Source organism: Flavobacterium sp. JP2137 (genome assembly GCF_050562195.1).
GTDB lineage: Bacteria > Bacteroidota > Bacteroidia > Flavobacteriales > Flavobacteriaceae > Flavobacterium.
In genome coordinates this window covers 828,069-842,530 of the sequence record NZ_CP191647.1, presented here as the reverse complement: position 1 = coordinate 842,530, position 14,462 = coordinate 828,069, and the positions used below count along the sequence as shown (strand labels likewise).

The following is a 14,462-nucleotide window of genomic DNA, read 5'->3' as shown; positions in this document are numbered from 1 at the left end:
CCTTACAGCAAGGCGATGTCAGACGACTTTAGATAAACAATAAATATCGACACATGAAAAAATTAATTATAAGCTGTTTTTTTATCCTCTGCTCCTTAACGGGCTGGGCGCAATATGAACAACAGCCCAAGGGAATCACTTCATTTGGAATAAAAGCAGGCTGGATTCAATCGGATCTCTATGGCAAGGAATTGCATCAATTGGCGGTAGATGGAAAAACCGACGCCCAAAATAGCTTTTTTGCCGGTATCGCGGTCTCTAGCGAAATAGGTAAGTACTTTGCACTCAGACACGAGCTGTTTTACCAGCAATACGGAGCGCAATTTGCCAGAGAATTGGACGATGATGCCGTGGTGGATGCCAAATTGACCATGCGCGGATTAAAGATCAATCCCATTTCGCCAACCTTTAAGATTGGCGGCTTGGAAATCTATGCCGGACCCTATATCCACGTCTTGTTAAACGCCTCGATTACCGCTGTAGACGAGAACGGAAATACGTACCAGGACTACGAAATTTTCGGTACCGCAGCAGAAGATACCGAAGACTATAAGTATCTGCAAAAAATGGACTACGGCTTTGTAGCGGGTATCGATTATGTCTTTAAGAAAAAATTCTCCATTGGAGCCTATTATTCCAGGGGATTTGCACCGATTTTTGACAATGCCAATTCGTTTGGATTGGAGGGAAATCCGGGTGTGGAAAACATCAAAATATACAACGAGTCCTTCGGCGTTTCTCTGGGATTCCTGTTTTAATCGAAGAATTTCCAGTTGGGAACCGCTTAAGCGACCGTTTTAAAAGCGATTGATTGAAACCGGGATGGGCAAAACGACGGGCGATTTCAACGCACGGCGGCCCGACCTTAAAAACAACAGCCGCCTCGACATTCGAGGCGGCTGTTTGCTTTTTTACGGAAACCTTAAAACAACTCGATAATTTCAGACAGCTTTTTAATGGTTTTAAAACGAGGATGTACAATTTCGTGGTCGATTCGCTCATGGGCCCAAGTGGTGTGAAAGGGTACGTGTATCGCACTAGCACCGATGTTTAAAACCGGCAACACATCCGATTTTAATGAGTTTCCAATCATGATGAATTCTTCGGGTTGAATCTCTAGGCGCAGCAACAGTTTCTCGTAATCAATCTCGCGTTTGTCCGACATCACTTCGATATGGTGAAAATAACCACCCAATCCCGAGTGATGCAGCTTGCGGTGCTGATCTTTTAAATCGCCTTTGGTCGCAACGACCAATTTATAGCGCTGCTGTAGCTTTTGCAAAACGTCTTCGACATCGTCCAAGAGCTCTACGGGCTTGGTCAAGAGTTCTTTGCCAATGTGTATAATCTTTTCGATGACCTTGATACTGGCTGTGTGATTGGATACCGTATAAGCGGTTTCTATCATCGAAAGCACAAAGCCTTTGATTCCGTATCCGTACAAGGGCAAGTTGTCGATCTGCGTTTTAAATAGGGCCTGTGATAAACCCTGATGGGAGAGGTAATCCTCTAAAAGAATGCAGAATTTTTTCTCTGCTTCATTAAAAAAAGGCTCGTTGTTCCAAAGGGTATCGTCGGCATCAAAGGCAATGACTTTAATCTTATTCATAGGATTTGTATAGAATGCACACAAAGATATTGATTTTATTGGTCTTTGTTTTCTTTATAAACACTAAAAACGCAGCACAATATAACATTGAGCTAACATTAACGGATTGTTTTTTTCTAATTTTACGGTGGTTTAGAAACCCGCTTCTTTTTGATCTTTACTTGAGATAGATATCTTGGAATCGTGTTAATTGAAAGGAGAAGTTTGGGCTAGACTGCAATTATCAGTAATTTTGAACTCGGTTTAATGGAAGTCCAGCCGTTGCGACCATTTGGTTTGTAGCGGAATGCAACGACCATTAAAGCGGTATCAGTTGACTTAATAAAAATACATCATGAATTTTAAATCCCGTTTTTTAGTTACGATTTCCCTTTTTTTCTCGATCGCACTTTTTGCCAAAGATCCGCTGCCCAAACCCAAATTAGTAGTGGGTGTGGTGGTCGACCAAATGCGCTGGGATTACCTCTATCGCTTTTACGACCGCTATGCAGACAACGGATTTAAGCGACTGCTAAACGAAGGGTTTTCCTGCGAAAACACCTACATCAATTACGTGCCCACTTATACCGCCATTGGACACAGTTCCATTTATACCGGTAGTGTTCCCGCTATTCACGGCATAGCCGGTAACGATTTTATTATTCAGAGCACCGGAGAAAACAGATATTGTACCCAAGACGACAGTGTAACCGGAGTTGGAGTGACGGGGAAAGTAGGTATGCAATCGCCCAAAAACCTGCTGACCTCTACCATTACCGATCAGTTGAAATTGGCAACCAATTTTAAATCCAAGGTAATTGGTATTGCTATGAAAGACCGTGGCGGTATTTTGCCCGCAGGCCATTTTGCCGATGCGGCCTATTGGTTTGACGGCGAGTCGGGAACCTGGGTCAGCAGCAGTTTCTATATGAAGCAATTGCCAAAATGGGTGTCGGATTTTAACAAGAGCAAACTTACAGAAAAATACTTAAATCAGTCGTGGAATACCCTGTATCCCATAGAAACCTATACCTTGAGTACCGAAGACAATACGGTATATGAAGGAAAATTCAAGGGAGAAGCACAACCGGTTTTCCCGAGAGACCTCAAAAAGTTAAGCAAAGACAACGGCTTGGACCTGATTAAGGGAACTCCATTTGGAAATACCCTGACTTTGGATTTGGCCAAAGCCGCGATAACCGCAGAGCAGTTGGGTAATAACCCGGTAGGTGTAACCGATTTCTTGGCTGTGAGCTTGTCTTCAACCGATTATATCGGACATCAATTCGGCATCGATGCCATCGAAATCGAAGATACCTATTTGCGATTGGATGCCGATTTGGCCAGTTTAATCACGTATTTAGATCAGAAAATAGGTAAGGATGCCTATACCTTATTTTTGTCTGCCGATCATGGGGCTGCCCATAATCCGCGCTATTTTAAAGACAAAAAGGGAAATGCCGGTTATTTCGATACCAAAAAATACAAATCGGAAATCAATGCGATGTTGGAAACCCAATTCGGTAAAAAAGACCTCGTAAACAGTCTGATGAATTATCAGGTTCACTTAAACAATGCCTTGGTAGCTTCGGAGCGCTTAGACGAAGGAGCGATTCGCAAAGCCATAGTGGCTTATATGAAAAAGATTGAGGGCATCGCTTTTGTTACCGATATGGAAGAGACCGCCACCGCATCCATACCGGCGCGTATCAAAGAGCGCATCATCAACGGTTACCACCTCAAGAGAAGCGGTGTAATCCAGTATATTTTAGAACCCCAATGGTTTAGCGGTGCCGAAAACGGAACGGGAACCACCCACGGAACTTGGTCGTCTTATGATGCCCACATTCCCTTGGTATTTATGGGCTGGGGCGTTAATAAAGGAAAGAGTAATCGCGAAATTCACATGGTGGATATCGCGCCAACGCTGGCCGCCATCTTAAAAATTGAAGAGCCCAACGGCAATATCGGAACACCGATACAAGAAGCCATCAAATAATGCGGATATCATACAGCGCATGCTGTGGTCGATAACGGCGTTATTGATGGTAATCCATTAGATATTAAGCCCTGTAAGCTCCGGTTTACAGGGCTTGATGCTTTGCAGTGGGGGCATATAGTTAGCGGAACGGTGCTTCGGTGGCTAGCGAAATGATTTTATCGTTGAGGTATTCGTTTGTTTTCTGGGGCGAACGCCGCGGTTTGCACCTGCTTTTTTTGGTCTTTTCGCGCAAATGACTTATATTTAAATAAATAAATGAGCGCAATGAGTGATAAGATAAATTTTGGAAAATCAGCGTTAAAAGTCTCCCCAGTGTCCTTTGGCGGCAATGTGTTTGGATGGACTTTAGATGAAAAAGCCTCCTTTAGAATGTTGGATGCCTTAGTCGATAACGGTTTAAATTTTATAGACACGGCCAATAATTATTCGTATTGGGTGCCCGGACATCAGGGCGGAGAATCGGAAGCGGTGATTGGTAAGTGGTTTAAGCAATCCGGCAAACGGAATCAAATCGTTTTGGCCACCAAGGTAGGCGGGCAGATGGGCGACGGCTCTAAAGGACTCGGTGCGGATTACATCCGTCAGAGTGTTGAAGCCTCGTTAAAACGGCTGCAAACTGACCATATCGACCTGTATCAGTCGCATTACGACGACTTGGAAACCGATCAGGCAGAAACGATGGGCATTTACAACCAATTGATTCAAGAGGGCAAGGTTCGCTATATCGGGGCCTCTAATTTGGAGCCCCAACGCATAGTGTCGGCCAATCGAATTGCCGTGGAAAACAATTGGGGAGCATACATCAGTGTGCAACCGTTGTACAACTTATACGACCGCGAGAAATTCGAAACCGATTACCTGCCCATAGTACAAGAGCAGCAACTGGCAGTGATGAGCTATTTCGCCCTAGCGAGTGGTTTTCTCAGCGGCAAGTATCGAACCGAGGCCGATTTGCAAGGCAGCAAACGCAAAGACATGGTTAAGGGCTATCTCAACGAAAGGGGATTGCGCATACTCGATGCTTTGGATCAGTTGGCCTTGGAGCAAGGCGTTTCCATGGCGACCTTGGCCACGGCTTGGCAGGTCAATAAACCGGAGATTACCACCCCTATTGTCAGTGCAACAAGCGAAGCGCAATTAGGGGATATCTTAAAAGCGATAAGCTTTAAGCTGAATGCCGAGCAAATGGATTTGTTGAACAAGGCCAGTTTATAACAGCACGATATAAAACAAAAAAACAGGCATTGCCTGTTTTTTTTGTTTTATTTAAACGCATAAAAGCGGTAACGGCCGGCCTGTCGGTCGAAGTAGCCTAAATAGATCTTTTCCTGAAATTGAAACAGGGTTTCAGCGGTACTGTAAAACTCCTTATTATTGATAAAGGTGTGGATTTTCTGAAATACCGTAGGCTCAACTTGACCCGGTATCGGCTGAAAGTCACGGTCTGTCAGTACGGTTGCAAATGTGTTTGGCGACTCGGTGAACGCTTGGAATTTCATCAACATCGGATTGGCGGACCAGCTGGTGGATAAGGCTGCTATATGCAAACCATCCGATAATTCAAAAGAGTCAAATGCCGCCGGATCCAAATTTAATTCGCGCGCTGCGACGGCACCAAATTGAAGGGAGTACCCCTGTTTATGGGTAAAACTGCTAACGGCGATTCGGTCCTTTTTTAGTTGCTTTAACAAGCTCGATGCCATTTGGGAATCCTTGTATGAAGTGTTTTTACCGTTGTTTTGCAGTACGGGTTTTTGATTGAGATAATCCAGCGTACTCTTGCTATCTGCGGTAAATTCCGACAGCAGTTTTCCCTCCAAATCTTTAACGGTTAAAAACATCTTTTTATTGGAGGTCTTAATCTGAAACAGTTGATCGTGATATAGAAAGGAATTCGAGTTGAGTTCGTACCTTGATCCGGCTTCAATCGCGGGCTTCTTCACATATATTTGTGTACTGGTCGAGTTGACGAGGTCAATGCGAATGACTTCCGTATAGTCCACGTGATGGTCTAAGGTGATATACAAGTTGTTGTTCTCGACATAGAACTTCTTTTTGTTGGATGCCATGGGCAGTGGCGTCACCGTGCGGTGATCCATTTGCTCCAATTCATAGGGCTCATACGTAAGACCGTAAAGTATAAAGGAATACTTTAAAATCTTGTCGAAATTTTCCTTTTTATAGTCTTTGTCGAAAAAGATATAGGTACTCAGGTCGATCAACTGACTTTTTAAGGTGGTTGAATTGGTGAATTTATACATTTTCACAACACTGGAATTCTCGAGTACCGTGAGTATGTGCAATTGGTTTCCCCAGGTAAACTGACACAGGATTTTTTCCTTTTTTAAGTTTAATTCGAATTCCTTGGTGCTGTACTGCTGCGTCTTAAAATCGTATTTCTGAGAGGCGTATGAATTTTTGTTTTTCGTACTCCAAAACAGTACGGGTTGACCGTCTTCGATTAGAGAACCGGCATTTTGAGTGTATTTGGAGTCGAGGGCTATCGGACTAATCGAATCCTCCACCTGCATTTGAGCATTGAGTTTGTAAATTCGCGATTGCTCTTTTTTGTGAAGCAACAGATAATTGACGGCCTGTTCATGATCGCTAACCACATAGGCTTGAGCCTTTTCTTGAAGAGGGGTCTCAAAACCACCTACCGCGACTTGCCCAAAAGCTTGGGATACCGTTAGTAGTATCCCGAGAATTGCATAAAGATTTTTCATCGATACGTTTAATTTATAGTAGCTCCATTGGCAACATCTGCTGCTGCTGGATGGACAAAAACCAATTGGCCGTTCTTGTCTTCAGTCATTAAAATCATGCCTTCACTTTCCACCCCTCTTAGGGCTCTAGGCGCTAGGTTGGCTAGAACGGTAACCTGTTGTCCAATAACCTCTTCAGGTGTAAAGTGCTCCGCGATACCCGACACTATAGTTCTGATGTCCAGTCCGGTATCCACTTTTAAAATCAACAATTTGTTGGCTTTGGGCATTTTTTCAGCTTGAATAATTGTTCCCACTCTTAGGTCTAATTTGGCGAAATCGTCAAATTGAGCCATTTCCTTTTGTGGTTCTACGGTTTTGCTCGCGGCCGTGTTGCTTATTTTAATCGCTTCAAGGCGATCGATTTGCTTTTGTATTTCTTCATCTTCAATCTTGGCAAAGAGCAATTCCGCTTGTCCAATGCGGTGATCGGTCGGCAGTAAATCCGACTTTTCACTGATCGATTTCCAGCTAAGAGGCGTTTGCACGTTTAAGATAGATTGGAGTTTTGTCGCTGTAAACGGCAAAAAGGGCTCGGCCAAAGTACTCAAAGCCGCAGCGATTTGTAAGGCTACATACATCTGCGTTTTAACGCGCTCGGGGTTGTCCTTAATCACCTTCCAAGGCTCTTCGTCGGCCAGGTATTTGTTGCCCAGTCGCGCAACGTTCATCATTTCTCCCAAGGCTTCTCTAAAGCGGTAGCGGTCGACAGAACTGGCGATCACATGCGGATAGGCTTTGAGCTCGGCCAAAGTAGCCAAATCAACCTCGGAAAACGCGTTGGGTTGCGGTACGATACCCTCGTAATACTTATGGGTTAACACCACTACTCGGTTGATGAAATTTCCGAAAATAGCAACTAATTCGTTGTTGTTTCTCGCCTGAAAATCCTTCCAGGTAAAATCGTTGTCTTTGGTCTCCGGCGCATTGGACGTTAGGGCATAGCGCAGTACGTCTTGTTTGTCGGGGAAGTCAACCAGGTATTCGTGCAACCACACGGCCCAGTTTTTGGAAGTCGAGAGTTTGTTGCCTTCGAGATTTAAAAACTCGTTGGCCGGCACGTTGTCCGGTAAGATATAGCTGCCCTCTGCTTTTAGCATGGCAGGAAAGATCACACAGTGGAAAACGATATTGTCCTTGCCGATAAAGTGTACCAATTTGGTATCTTCGGATTTCCAATATGGCTCCCAGTCTTTGCCAACGCGCTCGGCCCATTCCTTGGTCGACGAGATATAGCCAATAGGCGCGTCAAACCAGACGTAAAGCACCTTGCCTTCTGCACCAGCAACCGGAACGGGTATGCCCCAATCCAAATCGCGGGTCACTGCGCGCGGTTTTAGACCGTCTTCCAACCACGAACGCACTTGTCCGTATACATTGGGTTTCCAGTCGTTTTTATGTCCGACCAAGATCCACTCTCGCAAAAAAGCATCGTATTGATCCAAGGGTAAAAACCAGTGCTTGGTCGATTTTAAAGTCGGCTTACTGCCGGATATCGTCGATTTGGGATTGATTAAATCCGTCGCGTTTAAAGAAGTACCGCATTTTTCACATTGGTCGCCATAAGCCTCTTCATTGCCGCATTTTGGGCAAGTGCCTATGACAAAACGATCTGCTAAAAATTGCTGCGCTTCCCCGTCGTATAATTGGTCGGTAACCTCCTCGATGAATTTGCTGTCGTCATAGAGTTTTTTAAAAAACTCCGAAGCCGTTTCGTGGTGTATCTTAGAAGAAGTACGCGAATAATTGTCGAAGGAAATACCAAAATCCGCAAAGGATTGTTTGATGATTTGGTGGTATTTATCAATAACCTCTTGGGGGCTGATGCCCTCTTTTTTTGCCTTCATTGAAATCGCTACTCCATGCTCATCACTTCCGCAGATAAAAGCCACATCTTTGTTTTGCAAGCGCAGAAAACGCGCATATATATCTCCGGGTATATACACTCCGGCCAAATGACCGATGTGAATAGGTCCATTGGTATAAGGTAGGGCCGCCGTTAGCGTATATCGTTTGGGATCTTGTATCATAATAGAACAGAATTTAGCTTCGAATTGATGGGCAAAAATAAGCAATCGTACCGTAACGGTAAACTTTTTAACGATAAGAGTCGCGCGCCGTAGGTGTTAAAACGCAAAAAACCATCACGTGGATGGTTTTTTGTATGGTTTAATCGTCGATGGCTTACAACGGCTGACCTACTTGGATATCGCAACGATGTCCCGGTTCTCCGTGTGGAGGGTTTAGTTTGCCCGTAGCAGCGCTCGTTCCCGCTTTGGCAGCGTCATTCACCAAAAATGGTTGTGGTGCTGTTTCGGCACTAGTCGTGATAGCCGGAGCTGCGTTTTGCGATGCAGCAGTGTTCAAAGGAGCTCCTACCGCGATGTCACAACGGTGTCCCGGTTGTCCGTGTTCTGGATTTAACCCTTCTGCAGTGGCTGCAACAGCTGGTGCTGCACTTTCTGTCGATGGGGATGTAGTGGCTGCTGCTGCGTTTTCCGTTGCAGGGGTTTCTTCGTTTACAGCTTCTTTCTTAGTGACGTTACACGAGGTTAAAAATGCTACTGAAGCTATAGCAATAAAAGCGTATTTTTTCATGATATGGTTATTTGATGATGTAAACATACATATTTTATTCTTTTCAACAAGGTTTTATAGTGCAGTCCGGGGATAAAAAAGATTTCTAAAGCGGCTCGTTCTCGCTGGAATCTTGCTTGTTTAAAGGAATCTCGGCCAAGGGCAAGCGCTTTTTTTTGTTCCAAAATAAAAAGTATAAACTGCTGATTGTCCAACCCAACCAAAAGAGATAACCGCCGCTGTGAAAGCTGCCTTTCATCATTTTATGGGAGGTGGTGGTAAAATCGACATAGGTCAGATAAGCGCCTGCGAATCCCAAGAGCAACAGGAATACAAACAGCGATTTGGCCGTTTTTGCGGGAGTGAAATAACGGATCAAAGACAAGAGGAGCAGCAAGGTCAACTGTATGGCGAAGATCAATAAGGCAGTTTTCCACCACGTCTTAAAGATCGCGTAGTCGCGATGTAAAAAATTGATGCCCATTCTGCCGATAAACGACATTTTGGACATAAGGATTCCGCAAATCAAGGCCAAAACCGCCTGAATTAAGGCGAGTATAGAAAAGTTTTTCATAGTGCTTCGGGCTTATTTAGCGACTTCCCAGCCGTATTGCTCGTGGTATTTGAGCTTGAATTTTCGAGTGATAAAGGTCGAATTGGGGTTTTTATCTGCCGCCAATACCGCAAATGGCGTCTCTTTTTTAAACAGCATCACCGTTATCGTCGCGTTGCGCTTGCTCTTGTTGTTGATCTGTAGCGGTTGCTCTTTGTCGAGTTCGTATTGTATGGTCTTGACCGTTACCTTGGACGACTTCTGACTGATGATATATGGTTTAGCCAAGTCGCTGATGTGGATATCGGTAGTCCAAATGCTGTCCTTGGACAACCATTTCTTTTTAACGCTTTCTTCCTCAAAGGATATCAAGCCTTTTTTCTCGAGACTTTTGTAGTGTTCGATTTCTTCCATGTCTTTATTGGTGCGCAGTTTGGTCTTGCCCAATTGAAGGTCGGTGGTTTCGTAAACAGGCTTTTCCTCGAGGTAATGCTCGATTGTTTTTAAGGCGGTCGATGTCGTTAAGTTCTCGTCGGAACAACTGACAATCAGGCTGCTGCTGCATAGGAGTACACCAAAAAGTAGTCCGCGTAAGAGGTGGGTTTTCATGCTTTTAATTTTTAATAAAGATAAGAAAAAAAGGAAGCGCTACGCGCTTTTTAGTCGGCCGGTCTTAGGGGGTGATTTGGCGGTTTTATACGGGAATATTATTTTTGTAAAGCGCTTGCTTTTTGGGTTTTATACTTTATTTTTGAGCATGGCTCTGGGGCCGGGATTCCCGCTGCCATATAGTGGGTAAAAGCCGGTGCATCGATGAGGGGTTATCGGAGGTAGAACCCTTGTAAATGACGACCTAGAGGAGGTATAGAAATGGCACTATGCTGGCGGAGCACAGCGGAGAAACTTAAAAAACACGAGCTATGAAATGGATTTTTTTTATTGCGGCTATGTGCCTGCTTTCCTGTGGAGATAAATCGGCGAATACAGCAGTGGATAGCCCTGATGGAGCCGCTACGGCCGTGCTCACTCGGGCGCGGGCGGCGAGCCTGCTCGAGCTGCCCTTGCACTGTCTTACTCAGGAGTATCCCAACAAATTGGGTCAGGTTTTGGGCAGTGCTGCCGACCTCAAGACGCCTAGGGAATTGCGACCGCTATTTTACGGCTGTTTTGATTGGCATTCGTCGGTGCACGGGTATTGGTCGATCATAAAATTACTGACGCGCTATCCGGATTTAGATGCCGATGGCGCCGTGCGAAAACTGTTGGAGCAGCACTTTACCCCAGAGCATGTACAGGTGGAAATCGCGTTTTTTAACGAGGCGAACAACAGCAGTTTTGAGCGTACCTATGGATGGGCCTGGTTACTGGCTTTGCAGGCAGAGCTGTCGCTTTCCCAAGACGTGCAATTCCGCCAATGGGGGCAGACCCTCCTGCCTTTGTCCGATTTAATCGTGGAGCGTTATCAGCGCTATTTGCCTAAATTGGTCTATCCCATTAGAACCGGGCAACACGACAATTCGGCCTTTTCGATGATTTTGGCCTTAGACTATGCTCGCGCAATGGGCGATAGCGCTTTTGAAAAGTTGCTGGTATCCGAGAGCAAGCGTTTGTTTGCCACCGATGTCGATTGCAACCTGAGCTATGAACCTAGCGGCTATGATTTTTTATCCCCTTGTTTTGAGGAGGCCCTCTTGTTTAGTAAAATTCTCGATCAGGCGGAATACCGAATTTGGTTGAAGCAATTTCTTCCCGCCGTTTTCAAAAAAGACTTCCAGCTTTTGCCTGCCGTAGTGTCTGATCGAACCGACGGAAAATTAGTACATTTAGACGGGCTCAATTTTAGTCGATCGCATTGTTTGAGCGGAATCTTTAAAGCCTTGCCGGAATTGTCGCATTTGCAAGTATTGGCCAATCAGCATTTTAATTATTCGATCGACCACTTGAATAACGACGATTATATGGGAAGTCATTGGTTGGGAACTTTCGCAATATATGCTATTTTAAACGATTAGTGTTTTTTGTCATTAATTGTGATAAAATAGCAGTTTATAAGAACTTTAGCTTTGTTTATTGGGTCAATTTATCAGACTTTATGTTGGTTTGTTGTCACGGCGTCATAATTACTTCACGTTTTATTAAATATTATCTCTTTTTGTACTATTAATTTATTTCATATTGCGATTAATAGTAAATAATGCGTGTTTTTACAACCTAATATTTATCAATAGTTTGCCAAAAGTATTCTTTATATTGTTTTTTAATTCATTAAATAACCTATAAATTTGCAGCCCGCTAATTTTGAGGAAAGCAGGTAGTGAGCGCGGATGTTTTTTGAATTGAAAAAGGTTGAATGTTATGGCAATAAGACTTTTGTTAACGGATTTCGAAAAGAGTACAAGGTTCCGGTTTAATGGGATATTGAAAGTTACTTTTGGGCTTTTGCTGTTGCAATTGACTTTGGTCTGTTTCGATTTTATGGTCTATATAGACATGTTTTTGGCCCCGATGCTCTATCTTTTTGTGTCCAAACGCAGCGAAGCCCATGGATACACTAGTAAATCGGTGGGTTTTCATCTCTTGGTCTTTACTGTTTTATTTTTAATAACCCTAGTGGGTAATCGAGATTTGGCCTTGACGGTCAACGTGATTTATCTTTTGCTTTACAGCGTGTTGGTTCAGTTGGAATTGAGGCAGATTCAACAACGCGAAGAGATTCACAATATGCAGGTGTTTGTCAGTTTTTGCATTTTTTATATGTATGTGGTTTCCCTGCTGTTGATCATCGAGTTTTTCAACGAAAATTTCGGTCCTATTTTGGGCTTTAAATACAATTTTTTATTCTTGGGAATGCTGGTCATGATGTTGTGCTTTTTCTGCTATCTCATGTATCTCGAAGCGGAAATCCAGACCGAGGTATTGCCCGAAGCACTGGTGGAGTTGCAAGAAACGCCCGAAGCAGAGCCCGTAGATCAACAGCTGTTCTTCAGAAATGAGGTAGTGGCGAAAGTCGAAGCTTTTTTTCAAAATTCCAACCTCTATTTATTTCCGAGTTTTACCCTCGAAGACCTGTCTCAACACATTGAGGTGCCGCGGGTGGTTTTGTCCGATGTGATGAACAGCGAAATGGAAACCGGTTTTTATGCCACCTTGGGCAAATATCGAATCGAGCACGCCAAGCAATTGTTGTTGACCCAAGATCATTATACCATCGAAGCCTTGGTCTACCAATGTGGCTTTCATTCTAAATCGACCTTTAATAAGTACTTCAAACAGTTTGTAGGTCAGACACCCTCGCGCTTTCGCGCGGATAATATCGTACTTTAAATGCGGCGGCTATGATGTTGCTTCGCTATTCTTATTTATTGGTGCTCACGGCCACGGTCGTATTGGCTTTGGCCACTTTATATTTAAATCTCAAGCTCAACAAGCGTTCGGCCTTTGACCAGGTGGTGGCGTGTTTCTTGGTTTTTATAAGCGCACACAGCATCTACGTCTGTTTTGCCAGATACCTCTTTCAAGAATTGCCCTTTGTCGATATCGGGGCTCCTTTTAGCCTTTTTTACGCCCCTTTCTTTTATACTTCGCTATTGGTGCTCAAAACAGCTTCCGACTGGCGCTTTAGAAAGGTCTTTTTTCACCTAGTGCCCGCTATGGTCTTTGTGGTGCTCTATGTATTGCTGCTCACACAAAAACGCTGGTTGGCGGAATATCAGGTCGTTTATTTAATGGCGTTGTACTTGGGCTCCGGCATACAGTTTATCATTTATGCGGTTTTTGGATTTGTCAAATTCAGCAGTTCCTTCGGGGTTAAAGAACTGAAGCTCGTCACCAATCACGCGGTCAAAATTATGGTGTTGGTCGCATTGGTCTTCTTGAGTTTTGTATTCGACCAAGGATCCGATGAAGAAAAGGCGGCGGTCAACGGTTTGGTGATTTATTTGTTTATGCTGTTGATGGCCTGGGTGGTTTTTAGATACCAGGTGCTCAGCGTGGTCAGACCTATTGGAGTCGAAACCCACGAGAGTCCCGAAGTCGCTCGAGATCTCGAGTATCTGGAGGCTGTGGTACAACCGCAGAGCTTGAAGTATGAAAAGTCGCGCATCAGTGCAGACGAAGGCGCCGAGTACCTGAGCCGACTCGAGAAAGCCATGGAGGTCGACCAACTGTATTTGGACTCGGAACTGACGATCGACAACCTGGCCAAACAACTCAAAATGACCAAGCATCATTTGACTCAGGTGTTTACTGTAGTATTGGACAGCAACTTTAATAAGCACATCAACCAATATCGCATCAATCACGCTTCTAGCCTGCTAAAAGACCGCAACAACACCAGTTCTATCGGCGATATAGGCACTGCCTGCGGTTTTAATTCCAGAACCTCTTTCTTTAGGGTCTTTAAGCTGCATTTCGGCGTTTCTCCTGCCGATTACAGAAAGCAGCAGGCATAAGCATCCCCTTTTTCTAAAGCGCGCAGCCCGCGTAAAATACCGTTTTTGCAGTGCTGACTTCCCAGTGGTCATCAGCATTGTTTAGCTCACGTATCGCGATTTCCTTACCTTTTTAAGAATTATCCCCTTCTTGGCTTTTGCCTCCGACAAGTATTGGCATTTTGCAACGCGATTTATAAAAATACTTCATTGTATTTCATTATTATCATTTTTTTACGATTTCATTGACTTTTTTATCCGCGATTTATTTGTTGATTTAATTGAATATTTATTTAGTTTTTACTTAAAAAGTAACATTTGTATATTTAAAACCAAATTTTATTCGGTAAATAAAACGTTTAGTTGTGAAAAAAAAACCAAAAAAGGACTCACAAATTAATAAAACCTTTTTTTGCTTAAAAAAAGTTGAAAAATAATACGGAATTTATTTTTTTTATAAAAAAGAACGTTTTTGGCCGTGATGTTGAAACCTTTTTTCCATCCTATTTCCTCTTAAACCCTTGAAAATACAGCCTTTTTTTTAAAG

12 protein-coding genes are annotated in these 14,462 nt (G+C 43.8%); 6 read left to right on the top strand and 6 right to left on the bottom strand.

Annotated elements, in window-relative coordinates; genetic code table 11:
- Nucleotides 1-53: 53 nt before the first annotated feature.
- Nucleotides 54-758: an outer membrane beta-barrel protein gene (locus ACQZ43_RS03695; RefSeq protein ID WP_430614541.1), complete on the top strand. Its 705-nt coding sequence runs from the start codon at nt 54-56 to the stop codon at nt 756-758.
- Between the two features lie 164 nt (nt 759-922).
- Here the strand turns inward: ACQZ43_RS03695 and ACQZ43_RS03690 are convergent, their stop codons facing one another.
- Complete coding sequence (locus ACQZ43_RS03690) at nt 923-1,609, bottom strand: HAD family hydrolase (RefSeq protein ID WP_430614539.1); 687 nt, start codon at nt 1,607-1,609, stop codon at nt 923-925.
- Between the two features lie 334 nt (nt 1,610-1,943).
- Between ACQZ43_RS03690 and pafA the strand changes: the two genes are divergently transcribed.
- Both pafA and ACQZ43_RS03680 read left to right on the top strand, forming a co-directional pair.
- Nucleotides 1,944-3,587: an alkaline phosphatase PafA gene (gene pafA, locus ACQZ43_RS03685; RefSeq protein WP_430614538.1), complete on the top strand. Its 1,644-nt coding sequence runs from the start codon at nt 1,944-1,946 to the stop codon at nt 3,585-3,587.
- 267 nt (nt 3,588-3,854) lie between these two features.
- Nucleotides 3,855-4,805 (top strand): aldo/keto reductase, encoded by a 951-nt coding sequence (locus ACQZ43_RS03680; protein ID WP_430614537.1) that lies wholly within the window; start codon nt 3,855-3,857, stop codon nt 4,803-4,805.
- A 47-nt stretch (nt 4,806-4,852) separates the two neighbouring features.
- On the opposite strand, the gene ACQZ43_RS03675 is transcribed toward ACQZ43_RS03680, so the two are convergent.
- The 5 genes from ACQZ43_RS03675 to ACQZ43_RS03655 all read right to left on the bottom strand — a co-directional run bounded on the left by ACQZ43_RS03675 (nt 4,853) and on the right by ACQZ43_RS03655 (nt 10,094).
- Nucleotides 4,853-6,316: a hypothetical protein gene (locus ACQZ43_RS03675; RefSeq protein ID WP_430614536.1), complete on the bottom strand. Its 1,464-nt coding sequence runs from the start codon at nt 6,314-6,316 to the stop codon at nt 4,853-4,855.
- Nucleotides 6,317-6,324: 8 nt separating this feature from the next.
- On the bottom strand, nt 6,325-8,385 hold the full coding sequence (metG, locus tag ACQZ43_RS03670; RefSeq protein ID WP_430614535.1) for a methionine--tRNA ligase: 2,061 nt from the start codon (nt 8,383-8,385) through the stop codon (nt 6,325-6,327).
- Between the two features lie 154 nt (nt 8,386-8,539).
- Entirely contained in the window at nt 8,540-8,953 is a 414-nt protein-coding gene (locus ACQZ43_RS03665; RefSeq protein ID WP_430614534.1) for a hypothetical protein, read from the bottom strand.
- Between the two features lie 85 nt (nt 8,954-9,038).
- Nucleotides 9,039-9,506, bottom strand: coding sequence for a cytochrome d ubiquinol oxidase subunit II (locus ACQZ43_RS03660; protein WP_430614532.1), 468 nt, complete (start codon nt 9,504-9,506; stop codon nt 9,039-9,041).
- A gap of 12 nt (nt 9,507-9,518) precedes the next feature.
- Nucleotides 9,519-10,094: a hypothetical protein gene (locus ACQZ43_RS03655; protein WP_430614530.1), complete on the bottom strand. Its 576-nt coding sequence runs from the start codon at nt 10,092-10,094 to the stop codon at nt 9,519-9,521.
- A gap of 311 nt (nt 10,095-10,405) precedes the next feature.
- Here ACQZ43_RS03655 and ACQZ43_RS03650 point away from each other — a divergent pair, with 311 nt between their 5' ends.
- From ACQZ43_RS03650 to ACQZ43_RS03640, 3 genes are all read left to right on the top strand, one after another.
- Nucleotides 10,406-11,497 carry a DUF2891 domain-containing protein gene (locus ACQZ43_RS03650; RefSeq protein ID WP_430614529.1) on the top strand — a complete coding sequence of 364 codons (1,092 nt, stop codon included), beginning with the start codon at nt 10,406-10,408 and terminating at the stop codon, nt 11,495-11,497.
- A 343-nt stretch (nt 11,498-11,840) separates the two neighbouring features.
- Entirely contained in the window at nt 11,841-12,809 is a 969-nt protein-coding gene (locus ACQZ43_RS03645) for a helix-turn-helix domain-containing protein (RefSeq protein WP_430614527.1), read from the top strand.
- An 11-nt stretch (nt 12,810-12,820) separates the two neighbouring features.
- On the top strand, nt 12,821-13,936 hold the full coding sequence (locus tag ACQZ43_RS03640; protein WP_430614526.1) for a helix-turn-helix transcriptional regulator: 1,116 nt from the start codon (nt 12,821-12,823) through the stop codon (nt 13,934-13,936).
- The last annotated feature ends 526 nt before the right edge of the window (nt 13,937-14,462 follow it).